This window comes from Isoptericola sp. AK164, assembly GCF_029643425.1.
Classification (GTDB): Bacteria; Actinomycetota; Actinomycetes; order Actinomycetales; family Cellulomonadaceae; genus Isoptericola; species Isoptericola haloaureus.
Window position 1 is genome coordinate 271,113 of record NZ_CP119106.1, and the last position, 17,996, is coordinate 289,108.

17 protein-coding genes are annotated in these 17,996 nt (G+C 73.8%); 8 read left to right on the forward strand and 9 right to left on the reverse strand.

Annotated elements, in window-relative coordinates; translation table 11 throughout:
• Nucleotides 1-20: 20 nt before the first annotated feature.
• The 7 genes from PO879_RS01205 to PO879_RS01235 all read right to left on the reverse strand — a co-directional run bounded on the left by PO879_RS01205 (nucleotide 21) and on the right by PO879_RS01235 (nucleotide 6,252).
• On the reverse strand, nucleotides 21-926 hold the full coding sequence (locus tag PO879_RS01205) for a hypothetical protein (RefSeq protein ID WP_278236127.1): 906 nt from the start codon (nucleotides 924-926) through the stop codon (nucleotides 21-23).
• A complete protein-coding gene (locus PO879_RS01210) occupies nucleotides 923-1,840 on the reverse strand; it encodes an FAD-dependent oxidoreductase (protein WP_278236128.1) in 918 nt (305 codons plus the stop codon). Before PO879_RS01210 ends, PO879_RS01205 begins: the two co-directional genes overlap by 4 nt.
• Before the next feature lie 90 nt (nucleotides 1,841-1,930).
• A complete protein-coding gene (locus tag PO879_RS01215; protein ID WP_278236129.1) occupies nucleotides 1,931-3,181 on the reverse strand; it encodes an ATP-binding protein in 1,251 nt (416 codons plus the stop codon).
• Between the two features lie 204 nt (nucleotides 3,182-3,385).
• Nucleotides 3,386-4,192 (reverse strand): amino acid ABC transporter ATP-binding protein, encoded by an 807-nt coding sequence (locus PO879_RS01220; protein ID WP_278236130.1) that lies wholly within the window; start codon nucleotides 4,190-4,192, stop codon nucleotides 3,386-3,388.
• Nucleotides 4,185-4,838 (reverse strand): amino acid ABC transporter permease, encoded by a 654-nt coding sequence (locus PO879_RS01225; RefSeq protein WP_278236131.1) that lies wholly within the window; start codon nucleotides 4,836-4,838, stop codon nucleotides 4,185-4,187. The genes PO879_RS01220 and PO879_RS01225 overlap by 8 nt, the downstream gene beginning before the upstream one ends.
• Nucleotides 4,838-5,656: a transporter substrate-binding domain-containing protein gene (locus PO879_RS01230; RefSeq protein ID WP_278236132.1), complete on the reverse strand. Its 819-nt coding sequence runs from the start codon at nucleotides 5,654-5,656 to the stop codon at nucleotides 4,838-4,840. The genes PO879_RS01225 and PO879_RS01230 overlap by 1 nt, the downstream gene beginning before the upstream one ends.
• A 188-nt stretch (nucleotides 5,657-5,844) precedes the next feature.
• Complete coding sequence (locus PO879_RS01235) at nucleotides 5,845-6,252, reverse strand: VOC family protein (RefSeq protein ID WP_278236133.1); 408 nt, start codon at nucleotides 6,250-6,252, stop codon at nucleotides 5,845-5,847.
• 75 nt (nucleotides 6,253-6,327) lie between these two features.
• Between PO879_RS01235 and PO879_RS01240 the strand changes: the two genes are divergently transcribed.
• Both PO879_RS01240 and PO879_RS01245 read left to right on the forward strand, forming a co-directional pair.
• Nucleotides 6,328-7,881 carry an amidohydrolase gene (locus PO879_RS01240; RefSeq protein ID WP_278236134.1) on the forward strand — a complete coding sequence of 518 codons (1,554 nt, stop codon included), beginning with the start codon at nucleotides 6,328-6,330 and terminating at the stop codon, nucleotides 7,879-7,881.
• Nucleotide 7,882: 1 nt separating this feature from the next.
• The gene (locus PO879_RS01245) at nucleotides 7,883-8,233 is read left to right on the forward strand and encodes a TraR/DksA C4-type zinc finger protein (RefSeq protein WP_278236135.1); all 351 of its coding nucleotides are present in this window, start codon (nucleotides 7,883-7,885) and stop codon (nucleotides 8,231-8,233) included.
• A gap of 16 nt (nucleotides 8,234-8,249) precedes the next feature.
• Here PO879_RS01245 and PO879_RS01250 read toward each other — a convergent pair whose 3' ends face one another.
• Nucleotides 8,250-9,527: a DUF4143 domain-containing protein gene (locus PO879_RS01250; protein ID WP_278236136.1), complete on the reverse strand. Its 1,278-nt coding sequence runs from the start codon at nucleotides 9,525-9,527 to the stop codon at nucleotides 8,250-8,252.
• A gap of 180 nt (nucleotides 9,528-9,707) precedes the next feature.
• Here PO879_RS01250 and PO879_RS01255 point away from each other — a divergent pair, with 180 nt between their 5' ends.
• From PO879_RS01255 to PO879_RS01270, 4 genes are all read left to right on the forward strand, one after another.
• Complete coding sequence (locus PO879_RS01255; protein WP_278236137.1) at nucleotides 9,708-10,346, forward strand: uridine kinase; 639 nt, start codon at nucleotides 9,708-9,710, stop codon at nucleotides 10,344-10,346.
• Between the two features lie 97 nt (nucleotides 10,347-10,443).
• Nucleotides 10,444-11,841 carry an adenylosuccinate lyase family protein gene (locus PO879_RS01260; protein ID WP_278236138.1) on the forward strand — a complete coding sequence of 466 codons (1,398 nt, stop codon included), beginning with the start codon at nucleotides 10,444-10,446 and terminating at the stop codon, nucleotides 11,839-11,841.
• Between the two features lie 107 nt (nucleotides 11,842-11,948).
• Nucleotides 11,949-13,535, forward strand: coding sequence for a hypothetical protein (locus PO879_RS01265; RefSeq protein WP_278236139.1), 1,587 nt, complete (start codon nucleotides 11,949-11,951; stop codon nucleotides 13,533-13,535).
• 85 nt (nucleotides 13,536-13,620) lie between these two features.
• Complete coding sequence (locus tag PO879_RS01270; RefSeq protein ID WP_278236140.1) at nucleotides 13,621-15,486, forward strand: LPXTG cell wall anchor domain-containing protein; 1,866 nt, start codon at nucleotides 13,621-13,623, stop codon at nucleotides 15,484-15,486.
• Between the two features lie 181 nt (nucleotides 15,487-15,667).
• Here the strand turns inward: PO879_RS01270 and PO879_RS01275 are convergent, their stop codons facing one another.
• Nucleotides 15,668-16,021 (reverse strand): metalloregulator ArsR/SmtB family transcription factor, encoded by a 354-nt coding sequence (locus PO879_RS01275; RefSeq protein WP_278236141.1) that lies wholly within the window; start codon nucleotides 16,019-16,021, stop codon nucleotides 15,668-15,670.
• Between the two features lie 84 nt (nucleotides 16,022-16,105).
• On the opposite strand from PO879_RS01275, the gene PO879_RS01280 reads away from it, so the two are divergent.
• Both PO879_RS01280 and PO879_RS01285 read left to right on the forward strand, forming a co-directional pair.
• Nucleotides 16,106-17,476, forward strand: a complete 1,371-nt coding sequence (locus PO879_RS01280; RefSeq protein ID WP_278236142.1) for an FAD-dependent oxidoreductase — start codon at nucleotides 16,106-16,108, stop codon at nucleotides 17,474-17,476.
• Between the two features lie 97 nt (nucleotides 17,477-17,573).
• The gene (locus tag PO879_RS01285; RefSeq protein WP_278236143.1) at nucleotides 17,574-17,891 is read left to right on the forward strand and encodes a hypothetical protein; all 318 of its coding nucleotides are present in this window, start codon (nucleotides 17,574-17,576) and stop codon (nucleotides 17,889-17,891) included.
• Nucleotides 17,892-17,996 lie beyond the last annotated feature (105 nt).

Genomic DNA, 17,996 nt, shown 5'->3' on the forward strand with positions numbered 1-17,996 from the left:
ATGCCTGACTCGCCGCGACGTCAGCAGGGGCCCAGCGCCTCGTCGAGCAGCCTGCCGACCTCGACGACCGCCGCGTAGCCCGCCGGTACTCCTTCCAGCACCGTCGCTGCGGCGTGGTGACCCGGCACCGGGTTGTCCACGTGCGCGTTCTCGATGGTCAGCGGGCCGGGCAGCGGGAACCCGTCGGCGTCCAGGTCGCGCAGCGTGAGCAGGTCGCGGGGATCCCGCAGCGCCACCCAGCGCTGCACGGGTGGCGGCCAGGTCAGGGGAGCGACCGCCTCGACCGCGTCGCGGACCGCCGTGATCGCCAGCGGCGAGCCGAGCGTGACCAGCAGGGGCACGTCGTCCAGCCCCGGGGTGGTGGACCGCAGCACGTCGTAGGCGATGACCGACCCCAACGAGTGGGCGACGACGACGGCCGGCCCGTCACCGGCGATCGCCGCGGCCACACCGGCGTCGATCGTGGCGCGTGCCTCGGCGTCGGTCAGGTAGACGTACACGTCCCGGACGAACAGGAGCAGCACGGCGCTGCTGAGTCCGGGAACCCAGCGGTCGATCGCGGCGAGCGCCGCGGACAGCGCAGCCCAGAGCGAGCCACCCGCCAGCGCGGCGGGGGTGACGGCGGGTGCCGCCGTCATAGTCCCGGTGGTCGCGAGCACCTCCCGCGCCACGCCGAGCGCGAACCGTGCGGCGTCCTCGCTCATCCCCGGCAGGCCGTGGGTGGTGATCGGCGGTGGTTCGTCGCCGCCGACGACGGCGTCGAGCGCGTCGCCGTAGAACACGAACGTGGCGTCGGCGTCGGCGAGGCGCAGCGGCGAGCCCGCGCGGGCGAGGCCGGTGTTCAGCGCGGCGAGCCACTCGGCTTCGAGCCGTTCCGGATCCAGGCCACCGGTGTCCCGGCCGGGCAGGAGGACGAGGCGCGTCATGCGGTGACCGCCGTGTCCACCAGCGTTCGTACCTCGTCGGCGCAGCCCCAGCTCAGGGTGAGACCCGCGCCGCCGTGCCCGTAGCAGTGCACCACCCGGCCTTCGCGCTCGACCCGCACCTGCGGACGCGCAGGACGCAGCCCGACGACGTGCCGCAGCACCCGGGCCTCCCGCACGGCGGGCACGAGCCGGGCGGCGCGCTCGAGGATGTCCGCCGCCGTCGTCGGCGAGGGCTCGCGGTCCCAGGCGCCGTCGTCGTCGGTGCCGCCGACGACCACCTCGCGCAGGCGCGGCACCACGTAGGTCGGCCCGGCGGCGTCGAGCCACCAGCGGTCCAGCCCCCACTGCTCGAGCACCACGACCTGCCCGCGCACGGGGTGGACGGTGTCGTCGCCGACCAGGTCGCGCGCCCCCAGCCCGGACGTGTGGACCACGACGTCGCCGTCGGGCAGCGCGGTCAGGTCGCGCCGAGCGATCGTGCCGCCCCGCGCCGCCACGCGTGCTGCGAGCCAGCCCAGGTAGACGGGCATGTCGATCACGGGGGCGGTGAAGGTCCAGCCGTCGGTGTACGACGGCGGCACGTCGGCCGTGCGCGCGAGCTCCGGCACGGCGTCGCGCCACCACGGTTCGGCCGGTCGCTCGGTGAAGACCTCGGTGCCGGCACGCATCCGGACGCCGGACCCGGGATCCGTCGCGGCGAGGTCCGCGAAGGCGGTGAACGAGCGGGCCGACCAGGCGGTGACCCGGTCCTGCGGGAAAGCGAGGTACGGGTACCAGAGGGCGGCCGAGACCGCGGAGGTGGTGTCCTGCGGCAGGTCGCGGGCGAGCACCTCGACCCGGTGCCCGGCCTCGAGGAGCCGGACCGCGCAGGTCAGCCCCATGACCCCTGCCCCGACCACCGTCACGTCCGCCATGGGCGCGAGTCTGCCAGAGGAGTCCCCGTCGCCCCGATCGCCGATCTCGGCAATCCGGGCGGCGGGAGGGGGGTCGAGTGGGGGAGCGGCTTAGGTTCGCCAGAGGACGTCGAGCGGAACGGCGGCGAGGCGGTCACCCAGCGGGGCGCTCGTCGGGCCGGTGTGGAGCACGATGCCGGCGACGAATCGCTTCCCCAGGTGATCCCGCAGCCGCGTGAGCCATCGTGAGTCACCACCTGTGACGCGTGCGGTGGCCTTGATCTCGAGCCCGGCGACACGGCCGTCGCCCGTCTCGAGGATGAGGTCGACCTCACCGCCGGCCCGGTCGCGATAGTGGCTGATGCGGAACGACTCGTCCGCCCACCCCTGGTGCCGACGGATCTCGGCCGACACGAACGCTTCGAGGAGATGCCCCGCCACGTTCCCGTGGGCACCCGGCGCGAGGCCGTCCGTCGTGACGTTGATGAGGCGGGCTGCCAGTCCGGAGTCCAGGAGCATCGACTTGGGGCGTGCGACGACGCGTTTGGACAGATTGGTCGACCAGGCAGGTACGCGGTGCACGAGGTACAGGGTCTCGAGCAGGTCGAGCTGGCGGGTCAGGGTCGTGGCCGGGATGTTCAGGGCGTTCGCCAGGCCGCTCACGTTGAGCTCTTCGGCGTTGCGTGCCGCCAGGATCCTCAGGACGTCCGGGAGCCGGTCCAGCGTCTGCATCGCGGAGACGTCCCGAGCGTCCCGTTCGACGATGCGAGCCAGGTAGTTGTCCAGCCACTGGTTCCGGCGTCGAGCCGTGGTCCGGGCGAGGGCCTCGGGGTAGGCGCCGGCGACGGCACGGTCCAGGTAGTCGCGACGTTCCAGTGCGCCGCCGTGGTCGAGGAAGAGCTCACCGGACAGGAGTCGGTCGACGAAGCGCTCCCGATGGCCTGTGAGCTCACCCTGGCTGAAGCCGAGGAGCTCGATGCTCTCGGCCCGGCCGGCCAGGCTGTCCTCGGCGGCGGGCAGCCGCAGGAGGTCTGCAGAGCCGGTCAGGAGGAACCTTCCCGGTCGAGGGTCCTCGTCGACGGCGGCCTTGAGGGCGAGAACGAGTTCCGGGGCTCGCTGGACCTCGTCGATCGCGAGGAGGCGGTCCGGGCTCTGCCGCAGGAACGTCGTCGGGTCGGATCGTGCCGCGAGACGCGTGAGCTCATCGTCCAGGGTGACCAGTCGGCCCTCTCTGGCCCGGACGAGGTCCCGGACGAGGGTGGTCTTGCCCACCTGGCGCGCACCCTGGACGACGACGACGCGGGTGTCGTCCAACCCTTCGAGGGCGCGTCCCCGCACATGGCGTTCGATGGTGCTGGTCACAGCGCCACGGTACGCGCAATCTGGTGGATCCGCACCATCTGCGCGGTGAATTCGCAGTCCGATGGTGGTGGATTCGCAGCATACTGGTGGCGGATCCGCACCGCCTCGACGCCTCAGTCGTGCCGGCCTCGCCTGAGGCTGCGGTTCCGCTGCGGGCGGGTGCCGTGCTGCGCTGCGGCCCCCACCCTGCGCTGCACCTCCGCCTCAGTCGAGCGGGTGCAGGATCCGGTGCAGGAACTCCCGGGTCCGGCCCCGGCGCGGTGCCGAGAACATCTGCGCCGGCGCACCGCGCTCGACCACGACGCCGTCGTCGAGGAACAGCACCTCGTCGGCGACGGCTCGGGCGAACTCCAGCTCGTGGGTGACCATGACCATCGTCCAGCCCTCCTCGGCGAGCTCCTTCATCACGGTCAGCACCTCGCCGACGAGCTCCGGGTCCAGCGACGAGGTCGGCTCGTCGAAGAGCAGCAGGTCGGGCTGCAGGGCGAGCGCCCGCACGATGCCGACGCGTTGCTGCTGCCCGCCGGACAGCTCGCGGGGGTAGGCGTCGCGCTTATCCGCGAGCCCCACCCGGTCCAGCAGGGCCAGCGCCCGGTCCTCGGCCTCGGTGCGGGGTACGCCACGTGTCTGCACCGGTCCCTCGACGACGTTCTGCAGCACCGTCAGGTGCGGGAACAGGTGGTGGTGCTGGAACACCATCGCCGACCGGTCGCGCAGGGACTCCCGCTGGGCGCGGGCACGGCGTCCCGCTCGTCCCCAGGCGCGCCGGGGACCGCCGTCGAAGGTCAGGTCGACCTGCTCGCCGGGTCCGCCGTCGACCACGATGCGCCCGGCGTCGGGCGTGGCCAGGCCGTTGAGCGAGCGCAGCAGCGTGGTCTTGCCGGACCCGGAGGGGCCGATGAGGGCGACGACCTCGCCACGGTGCACCGTGAGGTCGATGCCGCGCAGCACGTGGTTCTCGCCGAAGGACAGGTGGAGCCCGGTGGCGGTCAGCAGCGGGGCCTCAGACATACTGCTCCAGCTTCCTCTCGAGGCGGGACTGCCCGAACGACAGCACCGTGCAGAAGATCCAGTACACGATCGCCGCCTCGGTGTAGATCAGCAGGAAGTCGTTGGTGAACGCGGCGATCTCCTGGGCCTCGCGGAACAGCTCGGTCACGAGGATCAGCGACGCGAGCGAGGTGTCCTTGACCAGGGAGATGAACGTGTTCGACAGCGGCGGCACGGACACGCGGGCGGCCTGCGGCAGGATGATGCGCCGCAGCGTCCGATGGCGGGACATCCCGACGACGTAGCCGGCCTCCCACTGGCCGGTCGGCACCGACAGGATCGCGGCGCGGATCACCTCGGCGGCGTACCCGCCGACGTTGAGGGAGAACGCGACGACGGCGCTCGGCCACGGGTCGATGGTCAGCCCGAGCGACGGCAGCCCGTAGAAGATGACGAAGAGCTGCACGAGCAGCGGGGTGCCGCGGATCGCCGAGACGTACGCCCGGCCCACCCAGGCGAGCACCGGGTGGGCCGAGAGGCGCAGCATCGCGACGCCGAGGGCGAGGACGAGCCCGATCGCGAACGAGGAGAGCGCGAGCGGGATCGTCCCGGTCAGGCCACCCAGGACGAGCGGCCAGAACGAGTCGGTGAAGAGCTGGACGTCCATCAGCTGGTGACGTCGGCCCCGAAGTACTTCTCCGACAGCTCCGTGAGCGTCCCGTCCTCACGCAGGGTGTCCAGCGCCCCGTCGATCGCCTCGGCCAGCGCCGCCCGCTCCGGGGTGACGACGAACCCCATCTCGGAGCTCTCCTTGGTCTCGGCGGCGATCTGGATCGGCGCGTCCGGGTTCTCGGCCCGGTAGTCGAGCACGGTCAGCGAGTCGTTGATCGTGGCGTCGACGCGGCCGGTGCCGAGCAGCTCGACGGACTGGGCCCAGCCCTCGACGGCCTCGATCTCGGCGCCGGACTCCTCGGCGAGCGCTCGCCAGTTGCTGGTCAGCGACTGCGCGGCGGTCAGGCCGTCCAGGTCGTCGAAGCTCGTGATCGAGGTGTCGCCCTCGGGTACGACGACGGCCCCGCGGGAGACGGTGTACGGCTGGGAGAACGCGTAGTCCTCGAGGCGCTCCGGGGTCATGGACACCTGGTTGGCGATGGTGTCGAACCGGCCGGCGTCCAGCCCGGCGAAGATCGCGTCCCACTGGGTCTCGGCGAACTCGATCTCCAGACCGAGCTCCTCGGCGACGGCCTCGGCCACCTCGACGTCGTACCCGACGAGCTCGCCGGAGGCGTCGTGGAACGTGAACGGCCGGTAGGTGCCCTCGGTGGCGACGGTGAGCGTGCCGTCCGCCACGAGGTTCAGGTCGCCGGAGCCCTCGGCGTCGGTGCTGCCGCCCGACGCGCCGTCGTCGGCCGCGCCGCACGCCGCGAGCGCCAGCGCGGTCAGGGTGGCCGTGGCGGTGGCGATGAGGGCGGACGAGCGTCGCATGGGGGTCTCCCGAAATGATCGAAGATGTTGATGGATGGCATCGATGGTGGCGATACGCACCGGACGGAACAGCGCGCCGGGACCGCGACATTCCCACTGTGAGCGACGACACGGGCTCGTCGGGGCACACCTGTCCCGCAGGACGTCGCCCGGTGCCCGACCGGAGGACGTCCTGGGCGAGAGGGGGCTCAGTCCTCGTCGCCCTCGAACCCGATCAGCCAGTGCAGGCCGAACCGGTCGACGACCTGTCCGTCCGACGCTCCACACGGGCGGGTCTGCAGGTCCTCGACGACCCGACCTCCCGCGGACAGCCGGGCGAACCAGTCCCGCAGCGTGGAGGGGGCGGCCGCTCCCAGGAGCGACAGCATCATGCCCTCGCAGTGCAGGGGCGTCTCCCCCTCGGCCGCGTCGGCGGCGAAGAGATCCACCGGCCCGTCCGTGAGGTAGCCGTGGGCGATGGCGTCCGCGGGCCCGTCGGTCCGGCCGAACTCGGCGAAGGTGTGCAGCTGGGCGCTGCCTCCGAAGACCTGTGCGTAGAAGGTCAGCGCCTCCCGGGCGGTGCCGGCGAGAGCGAGGTACGGCGTCGGTGCGCTCATGCCACGACGCTAGCGCCCCGCTCGCCCCGCGTCCGGGCGGGGCGAGCCGGGGACCGCACCGATTACGGTGTCCGCGTGACCGTCCTGCACCTCGCGAACGCCCGTCTGGCCGGGCATCCCGACCGCCCCGTGGACGTGCTGATCACCGACGGGCGGGTCGCCGCCGTCGTGCCCACGGGCGCTCCGCTGCCCGGCGCGCTCGGCCTCCGGCGTGGTGCCGCGGAACGCGTCGACACCGGCGGTCGCACGGTGGTCCCCGGGCTGTGGGACGCCCACACCCACCTGACGCAGTGGGCGATGGTGCGCCGCCGGCTCGACGTCTCGACCGCCACGGGCCCGGCGCACGCCGCCGCCCTGGTCGGCGCCGCGCTCACCGACGCCCGCCGGCACCCGGCGCCCGGCCGCCCCTTCGTCGGCTTCGGGTTCCGCTGGGCCACCTGGGACGACGAACCCACCTCCGACGTCCTGGACGCCGTCGCCGGCGAGATCCCCGTCATCCTGCTCTCCGGCGACCTGCACTCCGCCTGGGCCTCGACCGCCGGGCTGCGCTACCTCGGCATCGCGCACCACCCCACCGGGCTGCTGCGCGAGGAGGAGTGGATGCCGGCGTCGCCGGCGATCGTCACGGTGTCCGACGCCGACGCCGACGAGCTCGTCTCCGACGCGGCCCGCGCCGCCGCCGAGCGCGGGGTCGTGGGGGTGGTCGACTTCGAGGTCGACGACAACCTCACCGCCTGGCGGCGCCGGGCCGCGGCCGGCTGGGACCGGCTGCGGGTGCGTGCCGCCGTGTGGGAGCAGCACCTCGACGCCGTCCTCGAGGCCGGGCTGCGCCACGGCGACGCCCTCGTCCCGGACGGCGGGCCGACGGCGGAGCTCGTCACCCAGGGCCCGCTCAAGGTGATCTCCGACGGGTCGCTCAACACGCTGACCGCCTTCTGCTTCGACGACTACGTCGGGTTCGCCGGGCCCGACGCGCACGGCATCCTCAACGTCGCGACCGACCATCTCGTCCCGCTCATGTCCCGCGCGCACGAGGCCGGGCTGCGCTGCGCGATCCACGCCATCGGCGACCACGCCAACGCCCTGGCGCTGGATGCGTTCGCGGCCTCCGGGGCCCGCGGTTCCGTGGAGCACGCGCAGCTGCTGCACCCCGACGACGTCGCCAGGTTCGCCGCGCTCGGCGTCGTCGCCAGCGTGCAGCCCGAGCACGCCATGGACGATCGTGACGCCTCGGACGAGCTGTGGGCGGGCCGCACCGACCGCGCCTTCCGGCTGGCCGACCTGCACGCGGCCGGGGTGCCGCTCACCCTCGGCTCCGACGCGCCGGTCGCCCCGCTGGACCCGTGGTTCGCCGTCGCCTCGGCCGTCACCCGGTCCCGCGACGGCCGCGACCCGTGGCACCCCGAGCAGCGCATCGACCTGGCCACGGCGCTCGCGGCCTCGACCGACGGCCGCGGGGTGCGGGTCCGGCCGGGAGACCCCGCCGACCTGGCCGTGCTGGAGCTGGACCCGCTCACGCTGTCCGACGACGGCACCCGGACCGGTGTGGTGACGCTCGCCGAGTCGCTGCGCGACCTCCCGGTGGCCGGCACGCTCGTGGCCGGCCGGTGGACCTACCGGGGCTTCTGAGATGTCCGACGGCGGTGGTCCGGACCCGGTCGGGACGTTGCGCGCCCGCCTGGCCGCGGCCGAGGAGCGCATCGGCCGGCAGCGGGCCGTCGTGGACGGCATCGTCGCCTCGGTGCGGGGCGAGAACGTCGACGACGAGCACGACCCGGAGGGCGCCACGCTCGCCTGGGAGCGCCAGCAGGCCGCCGCGCTGCTCGCCGAGGCGGAGCGTGAGCGCGACGCGCTGCGGGACGCCCTCGGTCGGGTGGAGGCCGGGACGTACGGCGTGTGCGAGGTGTGCGGGCGGGGCATCCCGGCGGGCCGGCTCGAGGCGCGGCCGGCGGCGACGCGGTGCGTGGAGCACGCCCGGTGAGCGCCTGCCGGGAGTGCTACGGGGCGAGCAGCGCCAGCGGGACGACGGCGACGCCGTCCTTGCGGCGGTAGGCAGAGGGTCCCGTGGTCACCACGACACGTTCGAGGACGCGGTCGCCGAGCTGGTCGTGCAACCAGTTCAGGTGGCGGACGTCCTTGTCGCTCACGCTGCCTGCCAGCTTGACCTCGATCGCGACGAGCTTGCGGTCCGGCCGTTCGACGATGATGTCGATCTCGCGGTTCGTGTCCTTGGTGCGCAGGTGTCCGACGGTCGCTCGAGCGCCGTCAGCGTAGACCTTGATGCTCTGGACCACGAGCGACTCGAACAAGGCTCCGAGCCAGGTGCCGGTGTCGGCTCGTGACGCAACGCGGTCCCCTTCTCCACGCAACAGACCGTCCTGGGTGACGCCCACGAGTCGTGCCGCGAGTGCCGGGTCCACCAGGTGGTGCTTGGGCGTCCTGGTCAGGCGCTTGAGGGGGGCGAACAGAGGGAGCCATGCGGGTACCGGGTCGAGGATGAACAGGCGCGAGAGGTGCTCGCGGTAGATGTCGACCGTCTGGCGAGCGGGTTTGTCGCCGTCGCCGGTGGTGGCCGCGTCGAGAATCGTGCTGTACGAGGCGTCCGTCGCTGTGGCGGCACCGTAGGCGGCGAGCCAGCCGGTCAGCGCCTCGGGGCGGCGGACGTGGATGCCGTTCTCCGGGAGCTCGCGCTCGACGATCCGTGCCAGGTAGCTGTCGAGCTGGACGTGCCGGGCGGGCTCCGGGAGGTGTCGGATCCCGGGGAATCCGGACCGGAGGATCTCGTCGACGTAGTGCGGCAGCCCGACCTCCGACGTCCCGGTGATCTCGGGGCGGTGGCCGTCCAGGAGGGTGCGTAGTGAGACGGTCGGCGTGCTGACGGCTCGTTCGGCGAACGACAGGGGGCGCATCGTGAGGGACACGATGCGCCCGGCGCCGGAGTGGATCCGGGTTCCGGGCGCGACGCCCGCCGAACCCGCCAGGAGGTATCGCCCGCCGGTGAGGTCGTCGTCGACGGCGCGCTTGATCCGGTCCCAGACCGGCGGCTCGAGCTGCCACTCGTCGACGAGGACCGGGGGCGGCACCCGCGTGACCTGGCCGACGTCGGCCGCGACCGTCTGCCGCTGGAGATCGTCCGCGAGGTTGATCACGGTGCTGGCCAGTTGTGTCGCCGTCGCGGTCTTGCCCACGCCTTTGGCGCCCTCGAGCGCGATGGCGGCCAGGTGCGGGAACAGCTCGTCCAGGGCGTCGTCGATGATGCGTCGGCGGTACCGCATGGCGGGAATCTAACAGATGGCCGCCAATCTATCTAACAAATTGCGATGCCCCTATCTGGCAATCAGCCGGGTCTCTGTCCGACAGATGGTCGGGTGGAGGAGCCGGAGCGGGCGGCGAGCAGCGGGGCGCCACCGGGACTGCCGGACCTGGAACGGAAGGCTGGGTGAGCATCTGGTGGCGTGTGTGAGCATGAGCGGGTGCGGGTGGAGCCGGTGACCGTCGACGGCGTGGTGAGCCACGTCGTCGACCGGGTGCTGTCCCAGGACGCGGACCGGCCGGTACGGCTCGTCGTCGACGGCCACCCGTCCACCCACCCGGAGAGCCTCGCCGACGCGCTGGTCCCGCCGCTGCAGGTCGCCGGGCGCCCCGTGGCGCGGGTCCGGGTCCGGGACTTCTGGCGCCCCGCCTCCCTGCGGCTCGAGCAGGGCCGGCGGGACCCGGACGCGCTGCTCGACGACTGGATCGACGTCGACGGCCTCAACCGGGAGGTGCTGACCTCCGTCGTGCGGCGCGGCCGCTGGCTGCCGTCCCTGCGCGACCCGGACGTCGACCGCCCGACGCGCGCGGCGTACGTCGAGGCGGCGCCGGGCACGGTGGTCGTGCTCGACGGGTCGCTCGCCCTCGGCCGGGGGCTCGACGTCGACCTCGCCGTCCACCTCGCGCTGCGCCCGGCCACCGAGATGCGTCGCACCCCGCTGGACGAGGCGTGGACGCTCGCCGCGTACACCCGGTACCGGCGCGAGGCGGCGCCCGAGCGGCGGGCCGACGTCGTCGTCCGGTTCGACCACCCGGACCGGCCCGCGCTCCTGGGCCGTTGAGAGCCTGCTGACCTGCCGCGACGCACGACGTTGCCCTGCCCGAAACATGACCGGGGCAGAATGCCTCCATCGACTCGCACGTCGAGGGGAGCTGGACATGATCGTCGCGCCGTTCGGGCGTTTCACCGAGGGTCGGGTCCCCGACCCCGGCATCGCCGCGCTGTTCACCCGGGAGAACCGGTGGCAGGCCCGGCTCGACGTCGAGGCCGCGCTGGCGCTCGCCGAGGCCGACGCCGGGGTCATCCCCAAGGAGTCCGCGCGCGCGATCGCGCTCACCGCCCGCATCGAGAAGCTGGACATCAAGCGCGTCCTCGCCGCGACGGCCGAGGCCAGCCACCCGCTGGTGCCGCTCATCGAGGAGTTCGCCCGCGCCGTCGGCTCCAAGCACGGCGGCTGGGTGCACTGGGGCGCCACCACGCAGAACATCACCCAGACGGCCGACGTGCTGGTGCTGCGCGACGCGCACCGCGTGCTGCTGCGTCAGCTCGGCGGCGTGCTGCGCGCGGCCGCGGCGCTGGCCGAGGGAGCCGCCGACCTGCCCATGGCGGGGCGCACGCACTCCCAGCACGCGGTGCCGGTCACCTTCGGCTTCAAGGTGGCCGTATGGATCGACCAGCTCGTGTCGCACACCGAACGGCTCGAACGCCTGGACGACCGGCTGTTCTGCGTGCTCATGGGCGGAGCGGCCGGCACCTTCGCCTCCTTCGGGGACGCCGGGCGCGTCATCGAGGCGGGCGTCGCCCAGCGGCTGACGCTGCACCCGATGCGCGTGCCGTCCCGGTCGGTCAACGACGGCATCGTCGAGCTCGTCCTGGTCCTCGCCCAGCTCGCGGGCACGATCGGCAAGATCGGCAAGGACGTCTACGCGCTGATGCAGCCGGAGTTCGCCGAGGCGTTCGAGCCGGTCCCGGACGGGACCGTCGGGTCCTCGACGATGCCGCACAAGCGCAACCCGCAGCTCGCCCTGGACCTGCTGACGATGTCCGCCGAGCTGCGCGCCCTGGCGACACCGGCGCTGGAGTCGATGCTGCACGACCAGGAGGCCAACGGGGCGATGACGGCGCTGCTCGAGGACGTCTCGGCGTCCGCGGCGGTGCTCGCGGGCGACATGCTGGCCCGGCTGCAGGTCATCATGGCCGGTCTCGAGCTCGACCCGGCCCGGATGCGGGCCAACATCAAGCTGTCCGAGGGCATGATCGGATCCGAGGCGCTGATGCTCGCGCTGGGCGAGAAGATCGGTCGGCAGAAGGCTCACGACGTCGTCTTCGAGGTCGCCCAGGCGGCGGCCACGCAGGACCGCCCGTTCCTGGAGCTGCTGCAGGCGGACCCGCTCGTGGGTGGTGCCTTCGACCCCGACGAGCTGCGCGAGCTCATCGATCCCGCGAGCTACCTGGGGCTGTCCTCGCAGATCGCGGCGGACCTGGCCGAGTGCGCGATCCTCACGGCCGACCGGCTCGACCGGCTGCCCGAGCGCGCCCCGGTGATCACGCGCTGATCTCCCGACACGCCCACCGCCCGGGTTGCACAGGTCGGTTGCTCCCGGCACAGTGAGTGACGTCACAGCCCTGAGCAGGGCCGATGTGCGACACGCAGGGGGAATGCATGACGCGCGCGGACAGCGTCCCGCAGGCACGGTGCCTGCGCCGCTGGACGCTGCGCGCCCTCGGGGTCGCCGTCGGCGCCGTGACCACCACCCTCTGCCTCACCTCGACGGCCGCTGCCGCCGACGACACCGGGTCCGACGACGGCTCCGGCGGTCTGCTCGGTGGGGTCGTCTCCACCGTCACGGACACGACCGGGACGATCGTCGACGACGTCGTGGAGCCGGTGACGACCACGCTCGAGAAGACCGTGGAGCAGGCGACCCAGCCGGTCGAGGCCCCCGAACCCGCACCCGAGCCGGAGCCTGCACCTGAGCCCGAGCCCGAGCCCGCACCTGAGCCGGAACCTGCACCCGAGCCCGAGCCGGAGCCCCAGCCGGCCGAGACCTCGGCGCCCGCCGAGCAGGAGCCGGCCGGGACGAGCAGCTCCGGGACCTCCGACGAGCAGCAGAGCGGCTCGTCGACGCAGCCCGCCGCCGCGGAGCAGGACGAGAGCACCCCGGAGGCGGAGTCCTCCACGGCTGGCTCTTCCGAGACCGAGTCCTCCGAGACCGGGTCCTCCGCCGCGCTGCCGTCCGAGGACACCGGCGGGAGCGTCCTCGGTGACGTCGTCGGGAGCGTGACCGACCCCGTCGAGGACGTCACCTCCCCGGTGGGCGATCTGGCGGGTGAGGTCGTGACCGGTGTGACCGAGCCGCTCACGGATCCGGTGCTCGACCCCGTCACCGAGACGGTCACCCCGGTGACCGACACGGTGGGGGAGGCCCTCGCGCCGGACACCGACGCCGCCGCTCCGGTGCTCGACCCCGTCGGGTCGGTCGTCGGCACCGTCGCGGACACGGCGTCCCCGGTCCTGGAGCCCCTCGGTCCCGTCCTCGACCCGCTCGGCCCCGTGCTGACCGACGTCACCGAGCCCGTCGCCGGTGTCGTGGACCCGGTGCTGGAGCCCGTCCTGGAGCCGCTCGATCCCGTGCTGTCCTCGCTGGACCCCGTGGTCGGCGTGCTGGATCCGGTGGTCGGCACGCTGGACCCTGTGCTCGACCCCCTTGACCCCGTGGTCGACACCGTGCTGCCCGGCCGGGACGAGGACCCCTCCACGGGCGACGGCTCGGTGCCCGGACCGGTCACCGACGGGCCCGCCGTCGTCGCGCCGACGGACCCCGCGCCGGCCGGTCCGCCACCCGCCGTCGAGGACGCCCCGGCGGCTCTCGAGTCGGCGGAGCCCGCGCCGGTGGCGGCGGCCGCCGACCGCGCCGCGCAGCAGGTCGCGCCCCGCCCGGAGACCACGCCGGCCTTCGCCGCCGTCGTCCCGGCGCCGGCTGTCGCCGTCGAGCACCCCGGTGCGACCGTCCGTTCGACGACCGCCGCCCCGGCGGCCGGCGGACCGGCCGCGTCGGCTCCGCAGCTCAGCACGAGCGCGGCGGGCGGCTCCTCGAGCAGCCTCCGCGGTGCGTCGGGCGCCGGCGACGCCGGGGCCCAGCTGGCCGGCCGGCCGCTCGCGGGCGCCACCACCTACCTGGTGCCCGCCGTCGACGCCTTCGTCCACCTCCCCACCCCTCACTCCGAGATCCCTGTCTCTCCTGCCTGACGTGGCCTCGCCGCGCCCGTGAGCGCGGCACGCCGCGGGTGGCTCCCGCCGCCCGCCCACCACGTCAGGAACAGGAGAGACAGTCATGCGTACGAACGCGCGCCGAGTGCTGCAGTCAGCACTCGTCACAGGCGGCCTGCTGGTCGCCGGGGCCTGGACGGCCCACGCTGCCGAGGACGACGTCGTCGACGTCGAGATCGGCGAGGACACCTCGGTCGAGCTCAACCTGGCCGAGGTCACCGAGGAGTCGAACGACGCCTCGCTCGACACCCCGATCGACCTGCCCGAGGTCGACACCGAGCCGGTCGAGGAGCTCGTCGACGACATCGTCGGCGAGGACGGGCCGGTCGACGACGTCCTGGGTGCCGACGAGCCCACCGAGACCACGACGGACGACGTCGTGGACGCCGTCGCCGAGGACGTCAGCCAGACCGTCGAGGACGCCACCGCCGGTGACGTCGAGGCGGTCGTGGAGGACGTCGCCGGTGAGGACGGGATCGTCGACGACGTGATCGAGGACGGCGGGTCCGACTCCGCCGCCGACGGCACGGCCGGGATGGTCACCGAGACGGTGGAGGACGTGGCCGGGACGGTCACCGAGACCGCCGAGGACACCGACGGGTCCACGGGGTCCGACGGGGCCGTCTCGGAGACGGTCGATGGGCTGCTCGGCGAGGACGGGGTCGTCGACGACGTCCTCGGTGCCGACGAGCCCTCCGAGGGCGTGACCGACCGAGTCGTCGAGGAGACCCTCGACAACGTCGAGAACACCGTGGACGACGCCCTGGAGGGCGACGTGGACGCCGTGGTGGACGACGTCGTGGCCGACGAGGGCGTGGTCGACGACGCGCTGGAGGACGGCGGCGTGGACGCCGCTCTCGACGAGGTCGACGCCGTGGTCACGGACGTCGACGGTGCGCTGGGCGCCGACGGGGCCGTCTCGGAGACGGTCGATGGGCTGCTCGGCGAGGACGGGGTCGTCGACGACGTCCTCGGTGCCGACGAGCCCTCCGAGGGCGTGACCGACCGAGTCGTCGAGGAGACCCTCGACAACGTCGACGGCACGCTCGACGAGCTGCTCGACGGCGACCTCGACGGTGTGGCCCGCGAGGTCCTCGACGAGGACGGTGTCGTGGACGACGCCCTGGAGGACGGTGGCCTCGACACGGTCGTCGCCGACGTCGTGGACTCCACCGGCACGGTCGACGACCTGCTCGGGACGGATGACCTCGTCGAGGGCACCGTGGACGGGATCGCCGGTGAGGACGGCCTGGTCGACGACATCGTCGGGCCGGACGAGCCCGAGGAGGGCGTCACCGACGGACTGCTCGACGAGATCCGGAACGACCTCGACGAGACCGTGACGGAGCTGCTCGAGGGTGACCTCGTCGGCGTCGTGGACTCGGTGCTCGACGAGGACGGCCTGGTCGACGACATCGTCGAGAACGGTGCCGGCGACGGTTCCGACGGTGGGGACGACGGTTCCGACGGTGGGGACGACGGGTCGGACGGGACCGACGGGTCGGACGGGACTGATGGTTCCGACGGCTCCGACGGGACTGATGGTTCCGACGGGACTGACGGCACCGACGGGACCGACGGCTCGGACGGCACCGACGGCTCCGACGGGACTGATGGTTCCGACGGCTCGGACGGCACCGACGCGAGCAACGGGTCGGGCAACGGTCCCGACGGGTCGGGCGACGGCTCCGGTGGCACCACGGATGGCATGACGACCGGCGGGTCCGGCGGGTCCTCGGGCGTGCTGACCTCGTCGTCCACGTCGTCCGGCGGTTCGGCCACGACGGTGACGTCTTCCGGCACCGGGACGCTCCCGCAGACGGGGGCCGAGACCGGTCTGCTCGGTCTGGCCGGCCTGCTGGCCGCGCTGGGGGCCGCCCTGGTGGCCCTGCGTCGTCGGACGCTCCGCCCGGGCGTCGTGACCGGCTGACCCGAAGCCACGTGGCCGAGCCGGTGCGGTGCCTGGAGCGTCGCAGGGGGGCGCACCACGCCCGCGCCGGCTCGGCGTGGCCCACAGCTCGTGACCGGCCGCCCGGTCGGTCACGGAGGAACGGCGTGGGTCCGGTCCGTCGCTGGGGAGCGCGCCGGGCCCACGCTGCCGGTCTGCCCGCTCAGAGCGTGCGCAGGTCCTCGGCCACCTGGTCGAGGGCACCGGGGGTAAGCGCGTAGTAGGCCCACCGACCGCGCTGGCGGCGGGTGAGCAGCCCCGCCTCGACGAGCACCTTGAGGTGGTGGCTGACGGTCGGCTGGCTCAGCCCGACCGGTGCGGTGAGGTCGCAGACGCACGCCTCGTGCCCCTCCTGGGCGGCCACGAGGGAGAGCAGCCGGACCCGCGCGGGCTCGCCGAGGGCCTTGAAGACCCGGGCGAGCGTCGCGGCGCGGTCGTCGTCGAGCCCGTCCGCGGCCGGTGCGGTGCAGCACGCGGGCGGCGCGGCCTCGGGGGCGGGCGCTCCGGTCGTCGTCATGGCCTCATCTTGCCACGTATCGACAAGTATGGATATGTTGTCGACCCGGCAACACATAGACGATCATCGATCTGGAGGCGTGGCATGGGGACGACGACGGAGCATCCGGTGGTGGTGATCGGCGCCGGCCCGACCGGTCTCGCCGCCGCGGCGCACCTGCTCGAGCGGGGCCTGGACCCGCTCGTCCTCGAGGCCGGCGACGGCCCCGGGGCCACGATCGCGCAGTGGGGGCACGTCCGGCTGTTCTCGCCGTGGCGGTACTGCCTGGACGCGGCCTCCCGGCGCCTGCTCGACGGCGCCGGCGGGTGGGAGGTGCCGGACCTGGACGCGCTGCCGACCGGCGCCGACCTGGTCCACGACTACCTCGAGCCGCTCGCGGCCACACCCGCCCTGCGCGACCGGATCCGCTACGGCGTCCGCGTCACCGCCGTCGTCCGCGACGGTGCCGACCGCACGCGCTCGCTCGGGCGCGAGCGGCGCGCCTACCGCGTGCGCACCCGGACGTCCGACGGCGGCACCCACGACGTGCTCGCCCGTGCCGTGGTCGACGCCTCGGGGACCTGGACGCGTCCCAACCCGGTCGGCGCGCACGGGATCCCCGCCGTGGGGGAGTCCGACGCCGGGGCCCACCTCACCGGGCCGCTGCCCGACGTCCTGGGTGCCGAGCGCGACCGGTTCGCCGGCCGCCACACCCTGGTCGTGGGGATGGGCCACTCCGCCGCCAACACCCTGCTCGCGCTCGTCGACCTCGCCGGCCAGGCGTCCGGCACCCGCATCACGTGGGCCGTCCGCGGCGGGTCGGCCCGCCGCCTGTTCGGCGGCGGCTCCGACGACGCGCTGCCCGCCCGCGGGCTCCTGGGCAGCCGGCTGCGCGAGGCGGTCGACGCGGGGCGCCTCGGGCTGGTCACCCGGGCCGCGGTCGACGAGCTCGTACCGGACGGCGACGTCGTGCACGTGCGGGGGAGCGGTCGTCGCGACGGCGTCGACGGGCCGCTCGACCTCGCGGTGCACCAGGTCGTCGGCGCCACCGGGTTCCGTCCGGACCTGGACATGCTGCGCGAGGTCCGGCTCGACCTCGACCCCGTCGTCGAGGCGCCCGTCCGGCTGGCCCCCCTGATCGACCCGAACCTGCACTCCTGCGGGACCGTCGAACCGCACGGGGAGTCCGTGCTCCGCCACCCCGATGCCGGCTTCTACCTCGCCGGCATGAAGTCCTACGGCCGCGCGCCCACGTTCCTGCTCGCGACCGGCTACGAGCAGGTCCGTTCGATCGCCGCCGCGCTCGCCGGGGACCGGGCGGCCGCCGACGCCGTGCGGCTCGAGCTGCCCGCCACCGGCGTCTGCTCGACCGACCTCGGTGGCGACGGTGTCGACGGCGGCGACGGAGCAGCGTGCTGCGGGACGACGGCGGAACCGGGCCCCCAGCCCGTGGAGCTGACGCTCGCGCCCCGCTAGCCCGTGGCCCGCGCGGTGGTGGCCCGCGTGGTGGTGGCCCGCGCGGTGGTGGCCGAACACCGCGCGGGTGCCGACGCCCGGTGCCATGAGTGGTGCCATGACCTCGCGCCCCGCGGTCCGCCGCGCCGCTGCCGCCGTCCTCGCCGTTGTCGTCCTCGCCGTGGTCGCCGCCTGCGCCGCGGGCCCGAACCCCGGCCTCGACACCGCGCCGCCGGGCGCCGAGGACCCGGCGGGGTTCTGGTACGGGCTCTGGCAGGGGATGATCCTGCCGGTCACCTTCGTCGTGTCGCTGTTCACGGACACCGTGTCGATCTACGAGGTCCACAACAGCGGCAACTGGTACGACTTCGGGTACGTGCTGGGCATCTCGTTCGTCTTCGGCGGACCGTTCGGCGCGAGCCGCGCGCGTCGCTGAGGTCCTCGTCCGGCACCGGGGCGCGCCGGACGGCGGCCGTCGAACCGGCCCGTCGAACCAGCCCGTCGACCAGTCCGTCGACCAGTCCGTCGTGACCACGTCGCG